This is a genomic window from Zhouia amylolytica AD3, from assembly GCF_000511935.2.
Lineage (GTDB): Bacteria > Bacteroidota > Bacteroidia > Flavobacteriales > Flavobacteriaceae > Zhouia > Zhouia amylolytica.
Map to the genome: position 1 here is coordinate 433,471 of NZ_AYXY01000019.1, position 25,570 is coordinate 459,040.

Consider the following 25,570-nt stretch of genomic DNA (forward strand, 5'->3'; position numbering starts at 1 on the left):
ATTATGAACAAACTACCAGTTACTTTAGAAAGTCAAACGAAAATACGATTTCAAGATTGCGATCCATTTAATCATTTGAATAATGGCAGATACATTGACTACTTTATTAATGCCCGGGAAGATCAATTATTAAAATATTATAATATAGATATCTTTAAGATCATACGAGAAGACAAACTTGGATGGGTTGTTAGTAGCAGTCAATTGGCTTATTTAAAACCTGTATTTACGATGGAAAAAATCATTATTACCACCGAACTAATAAGGTATTCTAATAAAGACCTAACTGTTGAGGCAAAAATGTGGAACAAAGACAAAACCATTTTAAAATCTTTGGCATGGATGAACTTTGTGCATTTTAACCTAACATCAAATCAAGTAAATGTACACTCTGAAACCTTCATGAATCTTTTTAAAGAAGTTGTCAGTCCTATAAAGGAAAATACTTTTGAAGAAAGACATTTGAATTTTAGACTTCAGAAAGTAAATTAACAAGGAAGAGCTGTTTTAAAGCTTAAAAATATACTAAATGAATGCCTCAATTGCTGAAGCGTTAATGCTTCCATGCGAGGCATGATGTACTATTTGACCTTCTTTAATCACCAACAATTGTGGACTTTCATGCCTTATATGAAAACGATTTGCCAGAGCATCAGAAACATCTCTAAATCGCAACAAGTCTAAAAAATATAATTGAGCATCTTCCTTTTTTAATCCATATTGCTTTTCAAAGCTGTTTAAAACCATCCTGCTAATACCACAACGAGTGCTATGTTTAAATACCGCTATAGGCATTTTGTATGATTCTTCCACCAGATTCTCTATCTCATTAATATGCACTAAACTATTCCAGGGCACATCAGAATTCTCACTATCTTTGCTAGTACTCCCAAATATTTTATCGAAAAGGTTCATTTCTGATCTAAATTAAAAGCATTATTAATGTCATTTTGTCCGTTAAATCTTATATAATCAAGTCATTTTGTCTCGATATATAATACGGAACAAGAATTGACAACTACAAATCAAAAGATTTAAACGCAACAAAAATAATATAAAATGAACTTTAACAATTATACAATAAAATCGCAGGAAGCCATACAACGTGCGCAGCAAATTGCTCAAGGTTATGGCCATCAACAAATAGAAAATGAACACCTTTTCAAGGGACTTTCAGAAGTTGATGAAAATGTGCTCCCTTTTCTATTAAAGAAATTGAATGTCAATGTCGTACTTCTTAATCAAATATTAGATAGCACCTTAAATAGTTTTCCCAAGGTAAGTGGCCAAGACATGATGTTATCGAGAGATGCTGGGACAGCATTAAATGAAGCCAGCATTATTGCCAAGAAAATGAACGATGAATTTGTATCCGTTGAACACCTTATAATTGCAATTTTTAAATCGAAAAGTAAAATTGCCCAGATTCTAAAAGATCAGGGTGTTACCGAAAAAGGGTTAAAAAGTGCTATTGAAGAACTTCGAAAAGGTGAACGTGTAACCTCAGCAAGTGCGGAAGAAACTTATAATGCTCTCAACAAATATGCTAAAAACCTGAATCAGTTAGCCAACGATGGTAAACTAGATCCAGTAATTGGTCGTGATGAAGAAATCCGTCGTGTATTACAGATTCTATCCAGACGCACAAAAAATAACCCAATGTTAGTTGGTGAACCTGGAGTAGGCAAAACTGCTATCGCTGAAGGCTTGGCCCACAGAATTGTACAAGGGGATATTCCTGAAAACTTAAAGGATAAGCAAATTTTCTCACTAGACATGGGAGCCTTAATTGCAGGGGCAAAATACAAGGGGGAATTTGAAGAACGTTTAAAATCAGTTGTTAAAGAGGTTACTTCAGCTGAAGGAGATATAGTAATGTTTATCGATGAAATTCACACCCTTGTTGGCGCAGGTGGTGGCGAAGGAGCAATGGATGCAGCTAATATACTTAAACCTGCATTAGCACGTGGAGAATTAAGAGCTATTGGTGCTACTACATTGGATGAGTATCAAAAGTACTTCGAAAAAGACAAAGCACTTGAGCGTCGTTTTCAAAAGGTAATGGTTGATGAACCTGATACAGAAAGCGCTATTTCAATTTTGAGAGGTATTAAAGAAAAGTACGAAACCCATCATAAAGTTCGAATAAAAGATGATGCCATAATATCTGCTGTTGAATTATCACAACGATATATTACCAACAGGTTTTTACCAGACAAGGCTATTGATCTGATGGATGAAGCGGCTTCTAAACTTAGAATGGAAATTAATTCGAAACCTGAAGAACTTGATGTTCTAGACCGAAAAATCATGCAGCTTGAAATCGAAATAGAAGCTATTAAACGGGAAAAAGATGAGGCTAAACTCAAAAGCTTAAATGCTGATTTAGCAAACCTAAAAGAAGAACGGAATGAGATTTTTGCAAAATGGCAAGCTGAAAAAGATGTTGTTGACGAGGTTCAAAATGCCAAAGAAGCAATCGAAAGTTTCAAATTAGAGGCTGAAAAAGCTGAGCGCGACGGTGATTATGGTAAGGTCGCTGAAATACGATATGGGAAAATCAAAGAGGCCACTGAAAAACTAGAACAACTCCAAAAACAATTAGATGAAACACAAGGCGATGGAAGTGCCCTTATCAAAGAAGAAGTCACCAGTGAGGATATTGCAGAAGTTGTTGCTAAATGGACGGGGATCCCTGTTTCAAAAATGCTTCAAAGTGAACGCGAAAAATTACTCAAACTTGAGGATGAACTTCACCTAAGAGTTGTTGGCCAAGATGAAGCCATACAAGCAGTTTCTGATTCGATCAGAAGAAGTCGTGCTGGACTACAAGATGTTAAAAAACCTATTGGCTCATTCCTGTTTTTAGGTACAACCGGTGTCGGTAAAACGGAACTGGCGAAGGCATTAGCAGAGTACCTTTTTGATGACGAGTCTGCCATGACTAGAATTGATATGAGCGAATATCAAGAACGTCACTCTGTAAGTAGATTGGTTGGGGCCCCTCCAGGATATATTGGATATGACGAAGGTGGACAATTAACCGAAGCAGTACGACGCAAGCCATATTCCGTAGTTTTATTAGATGAAATTGAAAAAGCACATCCCGATGTATTTAATATTTTGTTACAGGTACTAGATGAAGGAAGACTAACGGATAACAAAGGACGCCTTGCTGATTTTAGAAATACTATAATCATTATGACGAGTAATCTAGGTAGCCACATAATTCAAGAAAAGTTCGATGCAGTAAAAGATATTGAATCGGCAACAGAATCTGCTAAAATAGAAGTTCTTGGTTTGCTTAAACAATCGGTCCGACCTGAATTTTTAAATAGAATTGATGACATCATTATGTTCACTCCACTATCTGAGGCTAATATTAAGGATATAGTAAGATTGCAATTAAAAAATGTTTTCAAAATGGTAGCCAAACAAAACATTACGTTAGACGCTACAGAAGAAGCTATTGAATATTTAGCTAAAAAGGGATACGACCCTCAATTTGGCGCCCGACCTGTTAAAAGAGTCATACAGAAGGATGTCCTGAACGAGTTATCAAAAGAAATTCTCAGTGGTAAAATTCACATAGAAAGTATTATTTTACTGGATGAATTTGACGATCAACTTGTCTTCAGAAATCAATCCGATTTGGTGGAGAATTAATACTAAAAAAAGCAGCGTAAAACGCTGCTTTTTTTTATTTCAACGACTATCTATTCCTTATATTTACTATATGGAATTAAACAAATACATCGATCATACGCTTCTTAAACCAACCGCAACATTCGATGATATCGAAAAGTTATGTCATGAGGCAGATATTTATAAGTTCTTTTCAGTATGTGTTAATGGAGCATACATTCATTTAGCTAAAGAACTTCTGAGGGATTCAGAGGTTGCAATTTGTGGAGTTGTTGGCTTTCCATTAGGAGCCATGAGTGGCAAAAGCAAAGTCTACGAGGCAGAACAATCTATTGAAGATGGTGCAGATGAAATTGATATGGTCATAAATATAGGAGGCCTTAAAAGCGGTAAGCATTCTGAAGTTCTTCAAGAAATATCATTTATTAGGAATGTATTAAAAAGACATACGCTTAAAGTTATTATAGAAACTTGTTACCTTACGGATTTAGAAAAGACCACCGCCTGTAAAATTGCTATCGATGCCGGAGCTGATTTTATAAAAACATCAACAGGATTTGGAACAGGAGGTGCTACCTATTCCGATATAAAGCTTATGAAAAAAGCAATAAATGGTAAAGCAAAATTAAAAGCTTCGGGAGGAATCAAAGATTACAATACGGCAAAAGAATATATCGATCTTGGAGTAGATAGAATAGGTACTTCAAATGGTATCCGGATAGTAAAGAAAATTAATTTATAAACCTAATACTGATGAGTGTTCATATTGGTGCAACTAATGGAGATATTGCTGAAAATATACTTTTACCCGGTGATCCGCTGAGGGCAAAATGGATTGCAGAAACCTTTTTTGATAACCCTAAACTTTATAACGAAGTACGTGGTATGTATGGCTACACGGGTGTATACAAAGGAAAACGTGTTTCTGTACAAGGTACTGGAATGGGCATCCCCTCTATAGGTATTTACGTAAATGAACTCATTAATGAATATGGAGCCAAAAAACTTATTAGAGTAGGCACTGCAGGCTCCTATCAGTCTCATATAAAAATCCGAGATGTAGTTTTAGCAATGTCTGCTTCTACCAATAGTAGTATCAACCGATTTACTTTTAATGCTGAAGACTATGCTCCTACTGCAAACTTTGATCTTTTACTGAATGCTTATACTGTTGCTAAAAACAAAAGCATTAACGTAAAAGCAGGGAATGTTCTCACAAGTGATGTTTTTTATCAGGACAATTCTAATTATTATAAGAAATGGGCAAAATATGGTGTCTTATGCGTTGAAATGGAAACCGCAGCCTTATATACCATTGCTGCTAAATACAATGTTCAGGCATTATCAATTTTAACAATCTCTGACAGCTTGGTAACTCATGAGAGTTCATCCACTGAAGACAGGGAGACATCATTACATGACATGGTGGAAATAGCTCTTGATTGTATTTAATAACACTCATCTTAATAAATGAGATGGGATATTCCATAATTGTTATTACTTTTGCTCTCCTATGCAAAATAAGATCAACATACAAAATAAAAAAGCACGTTTTGAATACGAAATCCTGGACAAATATGTTGCTGGTATTGTTCTTACCGGAACGGAAATAAAGTCAATCCGTATGGGAAAAGCGTCGATAGCGGAAAGTTTCTGTGAGTTTAATGAACGCGGAGAGCTTTTTGTAATTAATATGTATATTGAGGAGTATGTGCATGGCACCCACTATAACCACAAACCGAGAAGTGAGCGAAAACTACTGTTAAATAAAAGGGAGTTACGAAAACTTCACAAAGAAGTTAAAAATGTTGGCCTAACCATCGTTCCTCTAAAGCTATTTCTTAACGACCGTGGTTTAGCTAAAATGCAAATAGCTCTCGCCAAGGGTAAAAAACTTCACGATAAACGTGAAACCATTAAAGACAGAGATAATAAGCGAAACTTAGACAGAATCAAAAAGGCATATCGATAAGTTTAATGCCTATTCCTCCTATCTCTTTCTCGTTTTTTCATTTGTCTCCAGGCAAAATACAGAATGAAAATCAAAATTGGTATGATAATATAAATCAATATATTATCAAAATCAGTGAAATCCACTGGTTCACTATCAGATTCTTTTGGGATTTCTTGTGGCGCCTGATGCAAAATTGATAAAATCGATATGTAAGCATTTATAAACATAATTCTTAATTATGCTTCAATTTACAAAAAAGAAAATGCTTATTAAAAGATCTAATTAATTCTTGTCTCCTAATAATGGAACAAATCTGAACTGACCTAACTCCTTTTTCTCAAATTCCTTTTCAGAAGTTCTGGTAAACAATGTCATCACTTGCTCATTTTGTCCGACAGGAATCACTAATTTCCCCCCTACCTTTAACTGAGCCAAAAGAGGTTTAGGCACAAAAGGAGCGCCAGCAGTAACAATAATACCATCAAAAGGTGCTTCATTAGGCAGCCCCTTATATCCGTCCCCAAAAATGAGCCTTTTAGGCCTGTACCCCAGTTTAGGAAGAAAAATATTCGTTTTTTTAAAAAGTTCCTTTTGTCTTTCTATAGAATATACCGCTGCCCCCATTTCTAAAAGCACGGCCGTTTGATAACCACTTCCTGTTCCTATCTCTAATATCTTATCCCCCGGAGATACATCTAACAATTCTGTTTGAAACGCAACTGTGTAAGGCTGTGAAATTGTTTGATCGGCAGCAATAGGAAAAGCTTTATCCTGATAGGCATGATCTTCAAAACTGCTATCCATAAATAAATGTCTGGGAATTTTTTTTATGGCAGCCAATACCTTTGAATCTTTAATACCTTTTGCCGCAACTACTTCAGTTAGTTTGTTGCGCATACCTTTATGCTTATGAGTATCTTTCACGGGGTTCACTATTATTAGAAATGCAAAGTTACACTCAAAATTATTTACTTAAAAATATTGCTATTTAACATTTATTATTAGATTAAAGCCTATCCTTACCTGTAGCTATATGCTTTTAAGGCGATTCTTAAGAGGCATCTATTAAAAAGACTTTAGGGTTACTTCCTTTAATTTTATAAACCATTGGCAATCTCGGTCAATAACCTTATTTTTGTTAAAAACACAATTCTATGCTTAAAGCCGGAGTACTAGGTGCTGGACACCTGGGCAAGATTCACTTGCGACTGTTAAACCAATCTGAAAAATACGAATTAGTAGGGTTTTATGATCCAAACGAAAAAAATGCGCAAAAGGTTGCCAAAGAGTTCGGATATAAAAGTTTTGGTTCCATTGAAGAATTGATTGATGCGGTAGATGTTGTGGATATTGTAACCCCTACCCTTTCTCACTACGATTGTGCTCTTAAAGCAATTTCAAAGAAAAAACATATTTTCATAGAAAAACCAATAGCCAACTCAGTAGAAGAGGCTTATGAGATCATTAAGCTTGCTAAAGAATATGGAGTTAAAGGACAAGTAGGACATGTAGAACGATTTAATCCTGCATTTTTATCGGTTAAGGATAAAATTGAAAATCCAATGTTTATTGAAACGCATCGTCTTGCCGAATTTAATCCGAGAGGCACTGATGTTCCGGTAGTGCTTGATCTAATGATACATGATATAGATATTATTTTACGTGTGGTAAACTCAAAAGTAAAAAGTATTAATGCCAGTGGAGTATCTGTTATTAGTAACTCTCCGGATATTGCCAATGCGAGAATAGAATTTGAAAATGGTTGTGTCGCTAATTTGACGGCGAGCAGAATCTCACTCAAAAACATGAGAAAATCACGCTTCTTTCAACGTGATGCATACATATCCATAGACTTTCTTGAGAAAAAGGTTGAAGTTGTTAAAATGAAAGATGCTCCTAAAAATCCAGATGAATTTGCCCTTATCCTTCAAAATGCTGAAGGACTTAAAAAGCAAATTTACTTTGAAAACCCAAAGGTATCTATCAATAATGCAATCTTAGATGAACTAGAAACCTTTGCTAAGGCCATCCAGAATAATACTGATCCAGTTGTAACATTAGAACATGGTACAGAGGCTTTAAAAGTGGCTCACGATATTATAAATTCTTTTTAAAAACACACTTATATAACTAATATACTTAACACACACTTTGAAATTATTTAGACTATGAAAAACATAACAGTTATTGGTGCTGGAACAATGGGAAACGGAATTGCCCATACCTTCGCTCAATTCGGTTATAAGGTTAACCTGGTAGATTTATCTAAGGAAGTTTTGGAAAAAGGAATTACTACCATTACTAAGAATTTGGATCGGATGGTTACAAAGGGTTCTATTTCTGAGGATGACAAAAACAACACCTTAAATAATATCACTTCCCTAACAGATCTTAAAGAGGGGGTTTCAAATTCGGATTTGGTTGTTGAAGCTGCTACTGAAAACAAGGAACTCAAACTCAAAATATTTAAAGACTTAAATAACTTATGTAGACCTGATACAATTCTGGCTACGAATACATCGTCAATCTCCATTACACAAATTGCTGCAGTTGTAGATACGCCTGAAAATGTAATCGGAATGCACTTTATGAATCCTGTTCCGATTATGAAACTCGTTGAAGTTATAAAAGGGTACAACACTTCTGATAAGGTTCTCAACACCATAATGGAAATTTCGAAAAACTTAAACAAAGTCCCTGTTGAAGTAAACGATTATCCCGGTTTTGTTGCAAATCGTATCTTAATGCCTATGATAAATGAAGCTGTTGAAACCTTGTATAATGGTGTCGCAGGAGTAAAAGAGATCGATACCGTTATGAAACTAGGAATGGCGCATCCAATGGGGCCTCTTCAATTGGCCGATTTTATTGGCCTGGATGTATGTTTGTCAATTCTTAATGTTATGTATGATGGATTTAAAAACCCTAAATACGCTCCCTGTCCATTATTAGTTAATATGGTTACTGCCAGAAAATTAGGTGTGAAGTCCGGAGAAGGATTCTACGATTATTCCGAAAGTAGAAAGGCTGAAAATATATCGAAAATGTTTCTATAATAATTCTTATCAAAAACTATGGCGAAAATAATTCCTTTTAAAGCTGTTCGCCCATCACGAGATAAGGTTGGATTGGTTGCTTCCAGGTCTTATGAAGATTACTCTCGAAAAGAATTGAAAGCGCAATTAAGATTTAACCCTTTCTCCTTTTTACATATTATCAATCCTGGGTATAAATTTCAGCATGAAGTGTCTGGTGTTGAACGTTTTAAATTAGTGCGTAATCGTTATTTAGAATTTAAGGAAGATGATACCTTTATTAAAGATGAAATACCCTCTTTTTATATTTACCAGCTAAACACAAGAGATCATTCCTTCTGTGGTGTTTTTGCCGGTGCCAGTATTGAGGATTATGATAATAATATTATTAAAAAACATGAAGATACCATTGAGCGAAGAGAGGTCTTATTTAAAGATTATCTAAAAACAGTTGGCTTTAATGCAGAGCCAGTATTACTCACCTATCCGGATAATGATAATATTGCTTTAGTAATTAAAAAAACAACATCCCAGAGACCTGAATATGAATTTGCTACTCCTGACAAATCAGTACATCGGTTTTGGCTTATAAATAAAAAAGATGATGTAGAAACCATTCGAAGAGAATTTAAAAAAATAAAAACATTATATATAGCTGACGGACATCATCGCTCGGCTTCTTCTTCCCTTTTAGCTAAAGAATTGCGTTCGGAAGATAATAACCAAACAGGAAATGAGGCTTATAATTATTTCCTAAGTTATATGATTCCTGAATCAGAATTAAGGATTTCCGATTTCAATAGAATGATTAAGGACCTTAACGGACTTACCAAAGAAGAGTTTTTAATAAAACTTGACGAATTTTATAGGATAGAAAACCGAGGAGAAGAATTATATCAACCTACTAAAAAACATCACTTTTCTATGTATTTAGACGACGATTTTTATTCACTCTATTTACGAAAATCAGTTTATAATTTTAGTGATGCTTTAAGCACTTTGGATACGCAAATCTTGTACAAAACAATATTAGAGCCTATATTAGGAATTTCCGATTTACGGAACAATAAACGTATCTCTTATGGATATGGGAATCAGCATTCTTTAAAGATGAAAGATTTAATAGATAAAGGAAAGTTTAAGGTTGGCTTTAGTATGCTTCCGGTTACAATTGATGAAATGAAGCTTATTGCTGAAGAAGGCCTGAAAATGCCTCCAAAAAGCACATATATAGAACCTAAGTTAAGAAGTGGACTTACAATTTATGAATTTTAAATTTAACTGTTTTAATGAGTATTTCTGAAAATATATCTCAATTAAAATCAAAGCTTCCCAAAGACATTACTTTAGTTGCGGTTTCCAAAACCAAACCGAACCGTGATATTTTGGAAGCCTACAATACTGGTCATAGAGTATTTGGTGAAAATAAAATCCAAGAAATGACTCAAAAGTGGGAAGAACTTCCTAAAGATATTCAATGGCATATGATTGGTCATGTTCAAAGGAATAAGGTGAAGTACATGGCCGAATACGTACATTTAATTCATGGGGTAGATAGTTTAAAACTCCTCAAAGAAATTGAAAAACAGGCTAAGAAACACAATAGAATTATTGAATGCTTACTCCAGATTCATATTGCCAAAGAAGACACCAAATTTGGTTTGGATGAAAACGAATTAAATAGCCTTTTAACCTCCAACGAATATCTAAGTATGACCAATGTTAAAATCGTTGGACTTATGGGAATGGCTACATTTACAAACAATAAAGAACAAGTAAGAAAAGAATTTTCATATCTTAAAGAAATATTTGAAACCCAAAAAAGTCGTTTACCGGGATTAGAAATTCTTTCTATGGGTATGAGTGGTGATTATGAAATTGCAATAGAAGAAGGAAGCACCATGGTTCGAATAGGAAGTAACATCTTTGGAGAACGGAATTATAAATAACCAAATTAAAAATCAATTGTACGCAATACTCGACATAGAAACAACTGGAGGACAATATAATGAAGAAGGGATTACAGAGATTGCCATATACAGGTTTAATGGTCATAAAGTAACCGATCAATTTATTAGTCTTGTGAATCCTGAAAAGGCAATACAACCATTTGTGGTTAACCTTACCGGGATCAATAACAAAATGCTTACAACCGCACCTAAGTTTTATGAGGTTGCGAAAAGAATTGTTGAAATTACAAATGATTGTATTCTGGTTGCACATAATGCCCAATTTGATTACCGTGTTTTAAAGAATGAGTTCAAACAGTTAGGTTTTGATTTTGAAAGAAATACTTTATGCTCTGTGGAACTTTCCAAAAAGTTAATCCCCGGACAGGCTTCGTACAGTTTAGGCAAATTAGCAAGATCACTGGGAATTCCTGTCAGTGATCGCCATAGAGCAAGTGGTGATGCTCAGGCTACCTTGAAATTATTTAAATTATTACTAGCTAAGGACAAGTCTAAAAACATTCTTGAAGAGTCGGTTAAGAACAGTAGCAATACACTATTAACCCCTAAGTTATTGAATATTGTTGATGAACTCCCATCTTCCACAGGTGTCTATTATATACATAGAAGTGATGGCAGAGTGATTTATATAGGAAAAAGTAAAAACATTAGAAAAAGAGTAAATCAACACTTTACCGGAAGTTCAAAAAAAGCAAGAGCATTACAAAAAGAAGTTTCAGCAGTTACTTATGAGGAAACAGGTAGCGAGTTAATTGCACTTCTGAAAGAAAATGAAGAAATCAAGTTAAATCAACCACATTTTAACAGGTCACGCAAGAGAAAAATATTTTCATATGGCTTATTTGAAGATATGAATCCTGAAGGTTATATCACTTTGCACATTGAAAAAATAAAACCTAAAGGTAATCCTATCACTACATTCACCAGTATTCATGAAGCCAAAAACACACTATACAAACTAACCGAAGAGTTTAGTTTGTGTAATAAACTAAATGGCTTGTCAGATGCCAAAAGCCATTGTTTCAATTATACAATCAAAAAATGTATCGGGGCTTGTATTCAAAAAGAAGATGCCGAAAAGTATAATGAACGTGTTATAATGGCAATCAATAAATATAGTTACCCTCATAAAAATATGGTTTTAATTGATAAAGGTAGAGAGATTGATGAGCGAAGTGCTGTACTTATAGAAGGAGGCTTGTTTAAAGGTGTAGGATTCTACAACCTTAATTTTCAATTAAATAATATTCATATATTGCAGAAAGTAATTACTCCTATGGATAATAACGCTGATGCCAAACATATTATTCAAAGCTACTTGAGAAAGAAAAAAGGAGTTAAAATTATACAATTAATCACAGAAAAATAACTCCTTAATGAAGCTTAGATTCTTTTTATTCCTGATTATAATAATTAATAATTTTTGTCACTCTCAAAAAGAAACATCCTTTGGAGATATTCCTTTTAATCTTCTGGAAATGAAAGAATATCCCAAAGATTCAACAGCTTCTGCCGTTATTATAATGGAAAAAGGGTTTTCCAAAATAGACAAAAACAGATACGATCGAGTAAAATTGATTACAGAATATCTGGTTAGGATAAAAATTTTGAATAAAAAAGGATTAGACAAGGCTACTATCGAAATTCCATTATATAAATCACAATCATCCAAAAGCAAGGAGATCTTTAGAGAAGTACATGCGGTAGTGATAAATCCGGACAGAACTACTGGATCCCTAAATAATAATGACGTCCATTTAGAAGATTACAATGAGTATTATGACCTTCTTAAATTTACTGTACCCAATGTTCAGATTGGTGCTGTCATTGATTATCGCTATGTAATTGAATCTCCGTTTTTCTTCAACTTTAATTCATGGAAGTTTCAGTCGGATATACCAAAAGTTTATAGCGAATATTCTACTTCAATTCCTGCTAATTACAAGTACAACATCATGTTAAAGGGGCCATTGAAATTGAGTATTCATGAAAGCGACATTAAAAAAGACTGCTTTTACTTTCAAGGAGTCGGAAGTGCTGATTGTATTTTAAACACATATGTCATGAAAGATATTCCTGCCTTCAAGGAAGAGGACTATATGATTTCCAAATATAATTATCTTTCCGCTATAGATTATGAATTAGAATCTTTTGAAGATTTTCAAGGACAAGTAGATCGTTACACTAAATCTTGGAAAGACACCGATAAAGAATTTAAATCAGATATAGAAATAGGTAGTCAGGCAAAAAAAGAAAACTATTTCGAAAAACTAATTCCTAATGAAATAACTAAAAGTAACGCTAATGGGATTGATAAAGCGAAGCAATTATATTATTGGCTTCAAAGTGATCTTTTTTGGAATAATAAAAATTCATTATTCAGCGCTATCGATGTAAAAGATGCATTTGATCAGAAATCTGGGAGTTCGACAGAATTAAACCTGATACTCTTAAATTTTTTAAAAGCTGCAGGTTTTGATGCCGAGTTCATGTTATTATCCACAAGAGAACATGGATTGCCTACCAAATTACACCCGGTAATATCGGACTTTAATTACCTGGTAGTTAAACTTAACGATAATAATAAAAGTTATTTACTGGATATCACTAATAAAAACATGTCCTTTGGAATGATCCCATTTAAAACTTTGAATGGGTACGGTAGGGTTTTTGACTTAGAAAATAATAGCTATTGGTATGACATAAGGATAACTAATCCATCTGAGATAAAGACTACCTTAAGCATCAATATTGCAAAAGACAATCAGATAACTGCAAAAATAAGGAGGATTTATAAAGGATACAAGGGACTTAACAGGCGGAATGAAATAAGAAATAGATCTAATGAAGATATTTCGAATGAAATTCAAAGCGAGTTAGACAATGAAGGATTTTATAATATTACTAATTACATTACTCGTAATGAAGGAGCCTTGGAAAAAGCTTTGATAGAAGAATATGATATACAATCTACCGAAGAATTAAACTACACCAAACTGCTATTAAATCCATTTATTATAGATCGAATAAAAGAAAATCCATTCAACCTAAATGAACGCCTTTATCCAGTTGACTTTGGTTACCCTTTTTATGCTGATTATGCTGTAATTATTAATTTCCCTGAACAATGTTTAATTGAAAATTTACCTGAAAGTAAAGGATTAAAATTAGCAGAGGATAAGGGATATATGATATATAAAGTTTCAAAAAACAATAATAAGATTGTAATCAATAATAATTTAAGGTTAGAAAAATCTAACTATGAGAGTTATGAATACGAAGGCTTAAAGCAGTTATTTGCTGAGTTAGTATTTTTACAAAACAACCAACCATTAATATTCAAATTAAAACCAACTAAATAATTGTCTGGAACGGAAAATACCAAAACATGGCAAAAAAAGCTGCATGAAGTAATTTATGAAGCAGACACTCCTGCAGGAAAACTGTTTGATGTAGTCTTAATTGCTATCATTATTTTTAGCATCATTTTAGTGATGCTTGAAAGCGTAAATGACATCGACAGTGAATACCATTATATCCTTTTAACAGCAGAATGGATTATAACTATCTTATTTACAATAGAATATATTTTAAGAATTATTTCGATAAAAAAACCCGGTAAATATATTTTTAGCTTTTATGGAATCATTGATTTCCTATCTACAGTTCCTTTATATTTATCATACATAATAGCCGGTTCACAGGCATTATTAGCTCTAAGAGCACTTCGCCTGCTAAGAATCTTCAGGGTATTAAAATTAGTTCGATTTTTAGGAGAGGCTTCACAATTAAAAAAGGCTCTAAAAAACAGTAGAACCAAAATAACAGTTTTTATCTATACAGTATTGGTAGTTTCAATTATTTTGGGTACGATAATGTATTTAATTGAAGGTGAAGAGTCTGGTTTCACCAGTATCCCAAGAAGCATTTATTGGACCATAGTTACACTTACCACTGTAGGTTATGGTGATATTGCACCACAAACATCATTTGGTCAATTCTTCGCTACCATTATTATGATTTTAGGTTATGGAATTATTGCTGTACCCACAGGTATCGTAACTGTTGAGTTTGCCAAACAGGGAAAACAGCTTCATTTGAATACACAAGCCTGTCCAAATTGTGGCACAGAGGGACATCAGGATAGCGCTAATTTTTGTCATAAGTGTGGACATAAACTTTAATTAATATAAACCTTCATTTAGTGAAAGAACCCGAAAAGTACCTAATTACGGTAGTTGGACCGACTGCCATTGGTAAAACGAGTCTAGCCATAAAATTAGCGAAACATTATCATACGGAGATACTATCATGTGACTCCAGGCAGTTTTTTAAAGAAATGTATATCGGAACGGCTGTACCTTCGGAAAAAGAATTGAACGAGGCGCAACATCACTTTATACAGCATATTAGTATTTTTGACTCTTATTCTGTTGGAGATTTTGAAAGAGATGCTATCCTAAAACTTAGCTCCTTGTTTAAAGACAATAATGTTGTTGTAATGGCCGGAGGTAGTGGATTATATGTAAATGCTGTTATAAAAGGGCTCGACGAGTTTCCTGAAGTCCCGGAACACATAAGAACTGAACTAAACAAACTGTATGAAAATCAAGGCATCGAAGCACTTCAAGTAAGGTTAAAAGAATTAGACCCTGTACATTATGAAAAAATGGACATCCAAAATCCACAACGAGTTATTAGAGCTCTTGAAATTTGTATTGCCAGTAACAAACCTTATTCTTCATTTTTAAACCAGAAGAAAGTAATAAGACCTTTTAAATCTATTGTAGTGGGGCTTACCGCAAACAGAGAGGTCATCTACGATCGAATTAATAAGAGAGTTGATATAATGATTGAAAATGGGCTAATAGAAGAAGCAAAAAGATTATTTACATACAGAAAATTAAATGCATTACAAACTGTAGGTTACAAGGAGCTTTTTAAATACTTCGAAGGAGAATACACAAAAGAATTCGCAATATCAGAAGTAAAAAAGAATACAAGAAGATTTGCAAAAAGACAACTAACATGGTTCAATCGCAATGAAAATACTTTATGGTTCGATTTTAATATTCCTTTAAAGGAAATCATCGAAAAAATTGAAATGGAAAAATAAAAAAGCCTGTATAAAATACAGGCTTTTAAAATAGTTTTTTTTGTAAAATATAACCCAATTATCTATCCGCTTCGCTCTTAATCACCAACCTAAATCCTTCTCCGTGAATATTTAGAATTTCAACGTTTTCATCTTTTTTCAGATACTTACGTAATTTAGCTATATATACATCCATACTTCTAGAAGTAAAATAATTATCATCTCTCCAAATTTTTGTCAATGCCAATTCTCTAGGCATCAAATCGTTTTCATATAACGCCAGTAAACGCAGTAATTCATTTTCCTTTGGAGATAACTTAATAGGCTCTTCATCTTTAAAGGTTAGAAATCTCAACTTAGAGTTTAAATGAAAATCTCCAATTTGAAATTCAAATTGCTTACTGTCAGCAACAGTTTCTGTAGATTTACGTTGTAATATGGCTCTAATTTTCATTAATAAAACCTCCGAATCGAATGGTTTGTTAAGATAATCATCTGCACCAACTTTATACCCCTTTAAAACGTCTTCTTTCATCGTTTTAGCTGTTAGGAATATAATAGGTACATTCTCATTCTTTTCTCTTATTTCTTTAGCAAGCGTAAATCCATCCTTATAGGGCATCATAACATCTAAGATGCATAAATCATAGTTATCCTTCCTGAATTTCTCATACCCCTCCATCCCATTTTTGGCAAGGACTACGTCAAAATCATTCATGGAAAGATAATCCTTTAAGACAGTTCCAAAATTCGGATCATCCTCGACTAATAAAATCTTCTTATTTACTGTTTCCATAGTGTTTTATATTAAAGGTAACTTTATATAAAAGATACTTCCTTTGTTTTTCTCGCTTTCGGCGTATACCTCTCCTTGATGGTCATCTACTATTCTCTTAACATATGCCAATCCTAAACCATGCCCTTTCACATTATGTATATCCCCGGTATGCTCTCTATAAAATTTTTCAAAAATACGCTTCAAAACGGCTTTGGTCATTCCTGTTCCCTGGTCCTTAACCTTTACAATGATTTGATTCTTAACCACTTCTGTATATATGTCTATTTTAGGACTCTCTGGTGAATACTTAATGGCGTTATCAAGGATATTAACCAAGACATTTGTAAAGTGAGATTCATTTGCTAAAATGGTACTTTTTTCTGCATCTAAATGCGTTTTAACATATCCACCTCTATCCTCAACTATTAATTCGACATGGGTTATAGCATCCTCTATTAGTTCATGCAGATCTACTCTATCTTTACTAATATCTAACTGATTCTTTTCTAGTTTTGATATTCGAAGAACATTTTCTACTTGTGCATGCATTCGATGATTCTCATCTCTGATCATTTTCAAGTAGCGCTTCACCTTATCCTCATCAGCAAAGGCCTTTGGGTTTTTTATTGCATCTAAAGCTAAATTTATGGTGGCAATAGGAGTTTTAAACTCATGTGTCATATTGTTGATGAAATCTGTTTTTATTTCAGATATCTGCTTCTGACGTATTAACTGAAATAAAGCGCTTGAATATGCCACAATGATTATTATCGTAAAGATAATAGATAGTAATGCCATACCTATAATAGAAGAAATCAAAAACTTTTTCTTCTTAGGGAAACTAACCATTAAACTATAAGGTGTATTACCGTCAGTATCACTAAAAAGCGGAGCTTTATACTTTGTACTTTTGTTTAAATTGAATGATCTTGTTTTAACCTTAGTGGCTAACCCATTAGCAAAAACACCATATTCAAAATCTAAATCAATATTTCGATCTTTTAATTCTCTTTGAATTAAAAATTCTAACTCTGCTTTAGAAACTCTCTTATGAACTGGTACCCTATTAACAATTTCCCTGAAATAATCTTCAAATTGAGCTTTCTCAATTTCAGACATATTCCCCATTTTTTGAATTTTCTCAACTGGCGTATAAGCTGATTTGCCATCTAACCCTTTATCTTCTCTATAGATAATGGTTGTTCGTTTACTTACATAACTTTTTATTGCCGTCGAATCAAAACTATTATCAAAGAACGTGGCAGTTATCCCGTAATCCTCTTCAAGAATACCGTGAGAATAAATAAATGTTTCGTTATTATTCTCATTTTTTTCTAGATAAAATACTTCGTTGAGTGTAGACTGTTTAAGTTCTCCTACACTATCAATAATCTGCAATAACTTATCGGAGTAATCCTTAATTTCACGTTGTTCTACACGTTGTACTACCGATTGTAAAACTTGTGAAACTGTGTTAGAAAACTGCTCTTCCTTATTATCTACAGCTGTTTTTATCCAGTAACCCTGAACAAAAATAATGCCAATTAAAGAAAGGCTCATCAGAATTACCAAAGCGATAAATAATCTCTTATTCATTAGTCCAAAATTAAGGTTTTAACGGCAAGAACTATAGGTATTTAACTGTTAATTAACAAAAATGTTAATTACAAAACCTATTTCCTTTTAGCAAGTAAAGTATTATGTATTGTAGTAACTTGTTGCTGTGTTTTAACAAGATTAGTATTGTTAATAACAAAATCAGCTAATTCAATCTTTTTATTATCCGGCCATTGATTGTTCATACGTTCCAGCACCACTTCTCGATCTACTTGATCTCTTATTATCACTCTTTTAATTCTATCCTCTTCCGGTGCTGTAACTAATATAGTATAATCACATTCATTCGCTCCTCCAGTTTCAAATAGAATTGCAACTTCCTTTATTACATATGGCGATTTCTGAGCTTTATACCATTCATGAAAGTGTTTTATTACCACAGGATGAATAATAGCATTTAGTGCAGATAACTTGTGTTTATCTTTGAAAACAATATTCGCAATGTATGAACGCTCTGGTAATAATCCATCATATGCCTGCTCTCCTAACAACTCAATAATCTTATTTCGAATATCATCTGATTTCTCCATAAGCTTTTTGGCTTCCTTATCGGCTATGTAAACAGGCACCCCTAAATTATGAAACATATCAGCAACAGTTGACTTTCCACTACCTATCCCTCCTGTTAATCCAACTACCATTCCTTTTTTAATAAAAATTCAACTTTCGTTTGCATCAACTTCACCTCTTTTATATTTGAAGGCTTTTTTACGAGCTTGGGTATTAAGTACCCCCCACCTTCCTGAACCTCTTTATAATCAGCTACTATTAAAAAGTTATCAGGAGATATCAATTTTAAATTTTGAATTGGAGCTCTGCAAATTACATTTATCTGCTGAGGAAAAGTCCTCACTTTGGTTCCTTCAGGTATATTTTCAATTAAAAGAGGTACTTTAATCATTTTCTCCGAAAATCGATTAACCTTACCTCTAATATTTACTTCTTTTAGTTCAAACTCAATAGAGCTTAATGAATCTGGCTGACTCAAAGAAGTCTCTATATCTATATCACTTTGTACATTCTTTAAAACCATATCCTGAGTACTTACATAGTGAATACTATCAATTAAACCATCAGGACCTAAAATCCATATTTCAGAAGGGGAAATAATTAGAGAATCAACTAAGCCATAATCAGTTTTAAAGTTAATTTCTAAATTCGATACTACAGGTACTTTTTTCTTTTTATTAACACCAAGGTCAAATACAATAGAATCAGTGAGCACTTGTTTAATCTCAATATCCCTATATTGTTCTTTAAGTTGAGTCTCAATATCGTTACTCAAAAGAAACCATTTATTGCTATGTGACCTTACTTTAGATAAATCAATTGATGCCTTCTCATCAATTAAATTGGTCTTCAATAATCTAAAACCATTTGCTTCAACCAAAACATTAACCCGTGTACTCGGCGGATTTAGAAATAATTTATTTTTAGGTAAGTTTTTATAAACTACATTATATGACACAGAATAAGAATAAATTTGTGTAAGTTTAATCAGTAGCCATAAGATAAATGAAACCAACAAAAAAGTTAAAAACACCAATGACTTTGGGCGCTTCAACCACCCTAAAACTGTATTTGCTTTAGTTTCTTGTAACATTATTTAAAAAACAATTTAGGAAAAGCCATTTCCGGCTCTTTTTTCAATACATCAATATAAAAAGTAGATTTTATAAATCCAGTACCATAACCATAAAATTGTACTATAACTGCATAGATGGAAAGTAAGCCAATATAAATATTTTTGTTCTTTATTGTTGAATCTATAAATATCAAAAGAAAATAAATGACATAGAAAAACATTAAGAACCAATTACCCAATAGGGCTCCTATTAGTGCTAAACCACTTCCTAACATAAATAATGATGGAAACCAAAATGTTATTTTTCGAGTTTCTGGATGCCATGAATTTAGAATTGGACGTGTTAAACCAAATTTTCTAACCTGGACCTTAAACTTATTCCATGAAATACGTCTCTTGTGATAAACAAAAGCTTCTTGGATTAATTTTGTCTCAAAACCTGCTTTCCATAATCTAATAGTAAGATCAGGATCTTCTCCAGGATGAATTTTCCCAAACCCATTGGTAGCCTCAAAAGCCTTTTTTGAAATCCCCATGTTGAAACTTCGTGGCTGGAATTTATTTACTGACGTTTTTCCACCCCTGATCCCTCCAGTTGTTAAAAAAGAGGTCATGCTATAATTAATTGCTTTCTGAACATTCGAAAATGATTCATGAGCAGCATCAGGACCTCCAAAACAATCGACATAATTTTTCAACAAACTATTCTCCACCTCTTTAAGGTAGTTTGGTGGTAAAATACAATCAGAATCTAAAACCAAATAATAATTTCCATGTGCTCTTTTCATTCCATAATTTCGAGAATCACCCGGACCTGAATTGGATTTATAATAGTAGGAAATGTTTAATTGATTCGAAAATTCACTTACTACTTCTTGAGAAGAAATATCTGAACCGTCTTCGATAATTACTATTTCATAATCCTTTGGATAGCTTTGCTTTGATAAACTATCTAATAATTCTTTAATTTCATCAGGACGATTAAATACCGGAATAATGAACGAAAAATATAGATTCATACTGCCAAATTATGGATATATTAAAAAAACAGGAAAAGCTATCCACCAGGCAGATAGCTTTCTGTTATCATTTTTGATATCTAAAGAAGTACCTACCTTAAAGGCACTTCTTTAATGAAATCACTATAATTCTTAATGATACTCTTTGAGAAATTCAATAAATACTATTTCTCAAATTTTTCAATAACCTCATTACTCACACCTGTATTAGAAAAACCTCCATCATGAAAAAGGTTCTGCATAGTTACTTTCTTGGTTAAATCAGAAAATAAGGTCATTGTATAATCCGCACATTCTGCTGCAGTTGCGTTCCCTAATGGAGACATCTTATCAGCATATGCAATAAATCCATCAAATCCTTTTACACCTTTACCAGCCGTGGTTGGTGTTGGAGATTGAGAAATTGTGTTTACTCTTACCTTTTTATCTTTACCGAAGAAATAACCAAAACTACGTGCTATGGATTCCAAGTAAGCTTTATTGTCAGCCATATCATTATAATCAGGAAAAGTACGTTGAGCAGCCATATAAGTTAATGCTACAATGCTCCCCCATTCATTCATTGCATCTGCCTTATATAAACTTTGACATACTTTATGAAATGACAATGCCGAAACATCCCATCCTTTTTCAGTAAAACTATAGTTTTGATCCGTATAATGTTTTCCTTTTCTAACATTTACCGACATTCCAATAGAATGTAAAACAAAATCTAATTTACCACCTAATATCTCCATAGACTTCTCGATCAGATTGTTTAGATCTTCCTCACTTGTAGCATCAGCTGGAATGATTTCAGAACCAGTTTTTTCAGCAAGTTCATTTATTTTTCCCATTCTCATAGCTATCGGAGCATTGGTTAAAACGATTTGAGCACCTTCTTCATGAGCTCTTTCCGCAGTCTTCCAAGCAATTGAATTCTCATCTAAAGCTCCAAAAATAATTCCTCTTTTTCCTTTTAATAAATTATAAGACATAATGTATCTATTTATAACTTGATATTTTTTTCTATTTTAAAGTTTTCAAAGATAATACTAATTCAATAATTGTTTTGCATGTTGGAGCGCCGAAGTACTAACATCTTTTCCTCCAAGCATTTCTGCTATTTCAAAAACCCGTTCTTCCTCACTAAGTCTTTTCAGATTAGTAGTAGTCGTGTCCTCCTCATCCCTTTTATATACCTTATAATGAACATTTCCTTTCGCCGCAACCTGTGGTAAGTGGGTAATAGTAAATACCTGCATTGTTTCACTCATTTTTTGCATAATATCTCCCATTTTGTTCGAAACCTCTCCCGAAACCCCAGTGTCAATCTCATCAAACATTATGGTCGGTAGTTTTGTGTGCTTGGCAAGAAGCGATTTAATGGTTAGCATTATACGGGACAACTCCCCACCTGAAGCAACCTTTTTTAATTCTTCAAAACTAGTCCCTTTATTAGCAGAGAAAAGAAACTCCATATCTTCCTTACCATTGGGCAAATATGAGTTAATCGCTCTCAAATTGATTTTAAATTCGGCATTTTGCATCCCAAGCTCTCCCAAAGTAATTTCCAAATACTGAATAAGTTCTGGAATTACCTTAACTCTTTTTTCGTGTAATTGTTGAGCCAAATGATCAAGATCTTCCTCAAGTTTAAGCACACTAAGTTGAGCTTCTTTAATTTCGACATCCAAATTCTCAGTTTTAAAAACTGTTGACTCCAATTGTTCTTGAATTTTTAGGAGCTCACCTATCTCCAAAACTCCATGCTTCTTCTGTAAATCATAAATTTTCTGCAATTGTTCACTTACATTCCCAAGCAAAATTGGATTAGCATCAAGCGATTCCTGCAAATTAGTGATTTCATCTGAAGCATCATTTAAATCTATTAATATAGAATTAATTCGATTATGTAAATCTTCATACTGTTTACCATAGGAGACTAATTTATTGAGAGTTGCTTTTAAATTGGCCAAAGTATTAACAACACCGATTTGATCCTCATTTAACAATTGGATTGAAAAAACTAATTTTTCTCCAATCTCCTCGACATTATTCAATTCTTCATAAGTAGCCTCTAATTCTTCCAGCATCCCTTCCTTTAGATTGGCTTCCTTAAGTTCATTAAGTAAAAAACTATTATAATCGTGTTCTTTATTCGACTTTTTTTGAAAATCTATTAATTTTTCAAGCTCTTTTTTTTCCTGATAATAGTTTAACAACACTTTTTTATAATCAGCTAATACATCTTCAGAACCTGCCACTAAATCTAAAATTTTAAATTGGTAGGTATTATCAGTCAACTGTAATGTTTGATGTTGTGAATGAATATCTACTAATTTAGACCCTAAGGAGGATAATACTGAAAGCGTTACCGGGGTATCATTAATAAAGGCTCTCGATTTACCACTCGGTAAAATTTCTCTACGGATAATTGAAACCGATTCATAGTCGAGATCTTCGGAGTTAAAAAATTCTTGAAGGTTATAGGCTGATATTTCAAATACAGCTTCAATTATACATTTTCGATTCTTGTCCTTAATAGTACTCAAATCAGCACGACTTCCTAAAACCAAGGAAAGTCCTCCTAGTAATATAGATTTACCTGCACCTGTTTCCCCTGTTATAATATTTAACCCGTTATCAAACTCTACTTGAAGGGCATCTATAAGTGCGTAATTAGTTATGGAAAGACTTCTTAACAAATTATTACATTTTAAATTTCAAACTTACGCAAAATAAAAATTTCATGGAAGTGAATGAAATTGGAAAATAAGCATTCAGACAATCCTTAGTATTTAATATTCTTCCAACTAGCCGAATATGTCGGAGCCAAATTATTAAGTTGGTTAACCAAACTTACTATATCCGTTTTTATCCCTCCTGAAAAGATATCAGCAATTTCATCTGCTTTAGCATCAAAAAATAATTGTAGCATTAATGAATTTGATCGAACTTTATTCAATTGTTCTAACAAAACCACACTTTCCTCTATAGCAGTTTTGGCCTCCCTTTCATCGCTGAGCATTCTATCCAACCCCTGCCTATGATATTGATATAATGCCTTTCGGTAATTTTCGTAAGTCCCTGATTTAAGATTATCAATTAAAGTCCATCTGGTTCTAGCATTCGGACTATCCTGTTGCCAACCCGCATATCCTGTTCCTTGCGCCAAACTAACTATATTCTGTGCCTGATTATAATAAGGATTTCCACCTTTTAATTCGAAAGTATCTGCATCAATCCCTAATATAAGATAAACATAATAAGAAATTACGGCTGTTAAATTGGAGTCAAAGACATTCGTGTTAAAATATAATGGCTCAAATTCTAAATATTTAAAGTTGAAAGATTTATCCTGAAAATTAAAAACTGATGTTTCATAGTTAGTATTATAAACTGGCCGACTGGACTGTACCTGTATGGAAGCTTGAAAATTATTATTTTCAAAAGAGGAAATCATGATAAGCATACTGCAGTTGATACGCTCATTTTCTTTAACATTAAGATTAGTCCATTTCGTCTTATTTACAAAATCATTAAGAGATTTTTCAAGAGTTTTAAAAACCTGTTGATTAGTTTGGTTTACCAGTTCTGAATTTACAATAACATTACAATTCAATTCTTGAGAACACAATTGATTTGCACAAAATAAAATACTTATTAAAACAAACTTTCTAATCATTGATACGATAAATGATTTCGTTGAAAATATCCAGGGCAACCTCATTCTTAGGCTTAAGATTAAACGATTTAATTTTTAATTCCTTATCTATAAATGTAACTTTATTAGTTGGTTTACCAAAACCTGCGCCTTGATCTCTTAAGGAATTAAGAACGATCGCATCTAGATTTTTCTTTGAAAGTTTCTTTTTAGCATTCTCTAATTCATTTTCAGTCTCTAAAGCAAACCCAACCAAAAACTGATGTGACTTTTGAGCACCAAGTGACGCTAATATATCTTTTGTCGGCTCTAAAACCACTTCCATGACCATAGATTTCTTTTTAATTTTTTCATCAGCCACAGATTTTGGACGGTAGTCAGAAACAGCAGCGGAAAGTACCGCTATATCCACACTATTATAATGCTTATGAACTGCATTATACATTTCCTCGGCCGAAACAACTCGATCAATATGAATGAGATTGTCATCTATTGTAAGATGAGTTGGTCCCGTAATTAAATAAACTTTAGCTCCTAGGCTTGCAGCTGCATTAGCAAGCTCAAAACCCATTTTACCACTAGAGTGATTTCCAATAAAACGTACTGGATCAATAGCTTCGTAAGTCGGTCCTGCTGTAATCAAAACCTTTTTACCCTTCAAAGGTAACCTGGAACTAATGTCATTAATCATGTAATCAATTATGTCCTCAGGTTCTGCCATCCTTCCTTCTCCTATCAGTCCACTTGCGAGCTCTCCATGAGCAGCCGGTATCATTTTATTACCAAATGATTGTAATATATCTAAAGAATTCTTTGTGGATTCATGTTTATACATATCCAAATCCATGGCAGGAACAAAATAAACAGGACATTTAGCTGACAAATAGGTAGCTATCAGAAAATTATCACTGTTTCCTGAGGCCATTTTAGATAAAGTATTTGCTGTAGCAGGAGCTATTACCATGTAATCAGCCCATAATCCTAGATCCACATGATTATTCCATACAGCATTATCATCATCCATACTTGTAAAAGAAGAAATAACTGGATTTTTTGATAATGTAGAAAGCGTTAGAGGGGTTACGAAATCTTTTGCACTTTCCGTCATAACCACTTTAACGCTTGCTCCGGCCTTTATAAAAAGCCTTATTAATGTAGCAGTTTTATATGCAGCGATACCTCCGGTAATACCTAAAAGGATATTTTTACCGCTAAGCACTGTCATT

At 33.3% G+C, this 25,570-nt stretch carries 24 protein-coding genes; 13 read left to right on the plus strand and 11 right to left on the minus strand.

Annotated features, from left to right (window positions below; all coding sequences use genetic code 11):
- The first annotated feature begins 3 nt into the window (after positions 1–3).
- Complete coding sequence (locus tag P278_RS06545) at positions 4–492, plus strand: acyl-CoA thioesterase (protein ID WP_038264041.1); 489 nt, start codon at positions 4–6, stop codon at positions 490–492.
- A gap of 33 nt (positions 493–525) precedes the next feature.
- Here P278_RS06545 and ytxJ read toward each other — a convergent pair whose 3' ends face one another.
- Positions 526–915: a bacillithiol system redox-active protein YtxJ gene (gene ytxJ / locus P278_RS06550; RefSeq protein ID WP_038264044.1), complete on the minus strand. Its 390-nt coding sequence runs from the start codon at positions 913–915 to the stop codon at positions 526–528.
- A gap of 144 nt (positions 916–1,059) precedes the next feature.
- Here ytxJ and clpB point away from each other — a divergent pair, with 144 nt between their 5' ends.
- The 4 genes from clpB (at position 1,060) to smpB (ending at position 5,617) form a co-directional block, all read left to right on the plus strand.
- On the plus strand, positions 1,060–3,666 hold the full coding sequence (gene clpB / locus P278_RS06555) for an ATP-dependent chaperone ClpB (RefSeq protein WP_038264046.1): 2,607 nt from the start codon (positions 1,060–1,062) through the stop codon (positions 3,664–3,666).
- 70 nt (positions 3,667–3,736) lie between these two features.
- Entirely contained in the window at positions 3,737–4,387 is a 651-nt protein-coding gene (gene deoC, locus P278_RS06560) for a deoxyribose-phosphate aldolase (protein WP_038264049.1), read from the plus strand.
- A gap of 11 nt (positions 4,388–4,398) precedes the next feature.
- On the plus strand, positions 4,399–5,097 hold the full coding sequence (gene deoD / locus P278_RS06565) for a purine-nucleoside phosphorylase (RefSeq protein ID WP_038264053.1): 699 nt from the start codon (positions 4,399–4,401) through the stop codon (positions 5,095–5,097).
- Between the two features lie 61 nt (positions 5,098–5,158).
- Positions 5,159–5,617, plus strand: a complete 459-nt coding sequence (smpB, locus tag P278_RS06570; protein WP_038264055.1) for an SsrA-binding protein SmpB — start codon at positions 5,159–5,161, stop codon at positions 5,615–5,617.
- Between the two features lie 264 nt (positions 5,618–5,881).
- Here smpB and P278_RS06580 read toward each other — a convergent pair whose 3' ends face one another.
- Positions 5,882–6,523 (minus strand): protein-L-isoaspartate(D-aspartate) O-methyltransferase, encoded by a 642-nt coding sequence (locus P278_RS06580; protein ID WP_038264061.1) that lies wholly within the window; start codon positions 6,521–6,523, stop codon positions 5,882–5,884.
- A gap of 230 nt (positions 6,524–6,753) precedes the next feature.
- On the opposite strand from P278_RS06580, the gene P278_RS06585 reads away from it, so the two are divergent.
- From P278_RS06585 to miaA, 8 genes are read left to right on the plus strand one after another with little or no spacing between them, the layout of a single operon-like run.
- Complete coding sequence (locus P278_RS06585; RefSeq protein ID WP_038264063.1) at positions 6,754–7,713, plus strand: Gfo/Idh/MocA family protein; 960 nt, start codon at positions 6,754–6,756, stop codon at positions 7,711–7,713.
- A 54-nt stretch (positions 7,714–7,767) separates the two neighbouring features.
- Positions 7,768–8,655: a 3-hydroxyacyl-CoA dehydrogenase family protein gene (locus P278_RS06590; protein ID WP_038264065.1), complete on the plus strand. Its 888-nt coding sequence runs from the start codon at positions 7,768–7,770 to the stop codon at positions 8,653–8,655.
- Positions 8,656–8,673: 18 nt separating this feature from the next.
- A complete protein-coding gene (locus P278_RS06595; protein WP_038264068.1) occupies positions 8,674–9,909 on the plus strand; it encodes a DUF1015 domain-containing protein in 1,236 nt (411 codons plus the stop codon).
- 14 nt (positions 9,910–9,923) lie between these two features.
- Positions 9,924–10,583 carry a YggS family pyridoxal phosphate-dependent enzyme gene (locus P278_RS06600; protein ID WP_038264069.1) on the plus strand — a complete coding sequence of 220 codons (660 nt, stop codon included), beginning with the start codon at positions 9,924–9,926 and terminating at the stop codon, positions 10,581–10,583.
- A gap of 4 nt (positions 10,584–10,587) precedes the next feature.
- Positions 10,588–11,973, plus strand: a complete 1,386-nt coding sequence (locus P278_RS06605) for an exonuclease domain-containing protein (RefSeq protein ID WP_082436120.1) — start codon at positions 10,588–10,590, stop codon at positions 11,971–11,973.
- Between the two features lie 7 nt (positions 11,974–11,980).
- Complete coding sequence (locus tag P278_RS06610) at positions 11,981–13,966, plus strand: DUF3857 domain-containing protein (protein ID WP_038264071.1); 1,986 nt, start codon at positions 11,981–11,983, stop codon at positions 13,964–13,966.
- On the plus strand, positions 13,967–14,788 hold the full coding sequence (locus tag P278_RS06615) for an ion transporter (RefSeq protein WP_038264074.1): 822 nt from the start codon (positions 13,967–13,969) through the stop codon (positions 14,786–14,788).
- 20 nt (positions 14,789–14,808) lie between these two features.
- Entirely contained in the window at positions 14,809–15,720 is a 912-nt protein-coding gene (gene miaA / locus P278_RS06620) for a tRNA (adenosine(37)-N6)-dimethylallyltransferase MiaA (RefSeq protein ID WP_038264077.1), read from the plus strand.
- A gap of 58 nt (positions 15,721–15,778) precedes the next feature.
- Here miaA and P278_RS06625 read toward each other — a convergent pair whose 3' ends face one another.
- The 9 genes from P278_RS06625 to coaBC form a co-directional block, all read right to left on the minus strand.
- Positions 15,779–16,495, minus strand: coding sequence for a response regulator transcription factor (locus tag P278_RS06625; protein ID WP_038264080.1), 717 nt, complete (start codon positions 16,493–16,495; stop codon positions 15,779–15,781).
- A gap of 6 nt (positions 16,496–16,501) precedes the next feature.
- Positions 16,502–18,073 (minus strand): sensor histidine kinase, encoded by a 1,572-nt coding sequence (locus P278_RS06630; protein WP_038264082.1) that lies wholly within the window; start codon positions 18,071–18,073, stop codon positions 16,502–16,504.
- A 77-nt stretch (positions 18,074–18,150) separates the two neighbouring features.
- Positions 18,151–18,735 (minus strand): dephospho-CoA kinase, encoded by a 585-nt coding sequence (coaE, locus tag P278_RS06635; RefSeq protein WP_038264085.1) that lies wholly within the window; start codon positions 18,733–18,735, stop codon positions 18,151–18,153.
- Positions 18,729–19,697 (minus strand): CdaR family protein, encoded by a 969-nt coding sequence (locus tag P278_RS06640; protein ID WP_038264088.1) that lies wholly within the window; start codon positions 19,695–19,697, stop codon positions 18,729–18,731. The genes coaE and P278_RS06640 overlap by 7 nt, the downstream gene beginning before the upstream one ends.
- The gene (locus tag P278_RS06645) at positions 19,697–20,698 is read right to left on the minus strand and encodes a glycosyltransferase (RefSeq protein WP_038264091.1); all 1,002 of its coding nucleotides are present in this window, start codon (positions 20,696–20,698) and stop codon (positions 19,697–19,699) included. The genes P278_RS06640 and P278_RS06645 overlap by 1 nt, the downstream gene beginning before the upstream one ends.
- A gap of 164 nt (positions 20,699–20,862) precedes the next feature.
- Positions 20,863–21,675, minus strand: coding sequence for an enoyl-ACP reductase FabI (locus tag P278_RS06650; protein ID WP_038264093.1), 813 nt, complete (start codon positions 21,673–21,675; stop codon positions 20,863–20,865).
- Positions 21,676–21,732: 57 nt separating this feature from the next.
- Complete coding sequence (gene recN, locus P278_RS06655) at positions 21,733–23,385, minus strand: DNA repair protein RecN (protein ID WP_038264096.1); 1,653 nt, start codon at positions 23,383–23,385, stop codon at positions 21,733–21,735.
- Positions 23,386–23,471: 86 nt separating this feature from the next.
- Entirely contained in the window at positions 23,472–24,365 is an 894-nt protein-coding gene (gene porD / locus P278_RS06660; RefSeq protein WP_038264098.1) for a type IX secretion system protein PorD, read from the minus strand.
- Positions 24,358–25,569 carry a bifunctional phosphopantothenoylcysteine decarboxylase/phosphopantothenate--cysteine ligase CoaBC gene (gene coaBC, locus P278_RS06665; protein WP_038264101.1) on the minus strand — a complete coding sequence of 404 codons (1,212 nt, stop codon included), beginning with the start codon at positions 25,567–25,569 and terminating at the stop codon, positions 24,358–24,360. The genes porD and coaBC overlap by 8 nt, the downstream gene beginning before the upstream one ends.
- Between the last annotated feature and the right edge of the window lies 1 nt (position 25,570).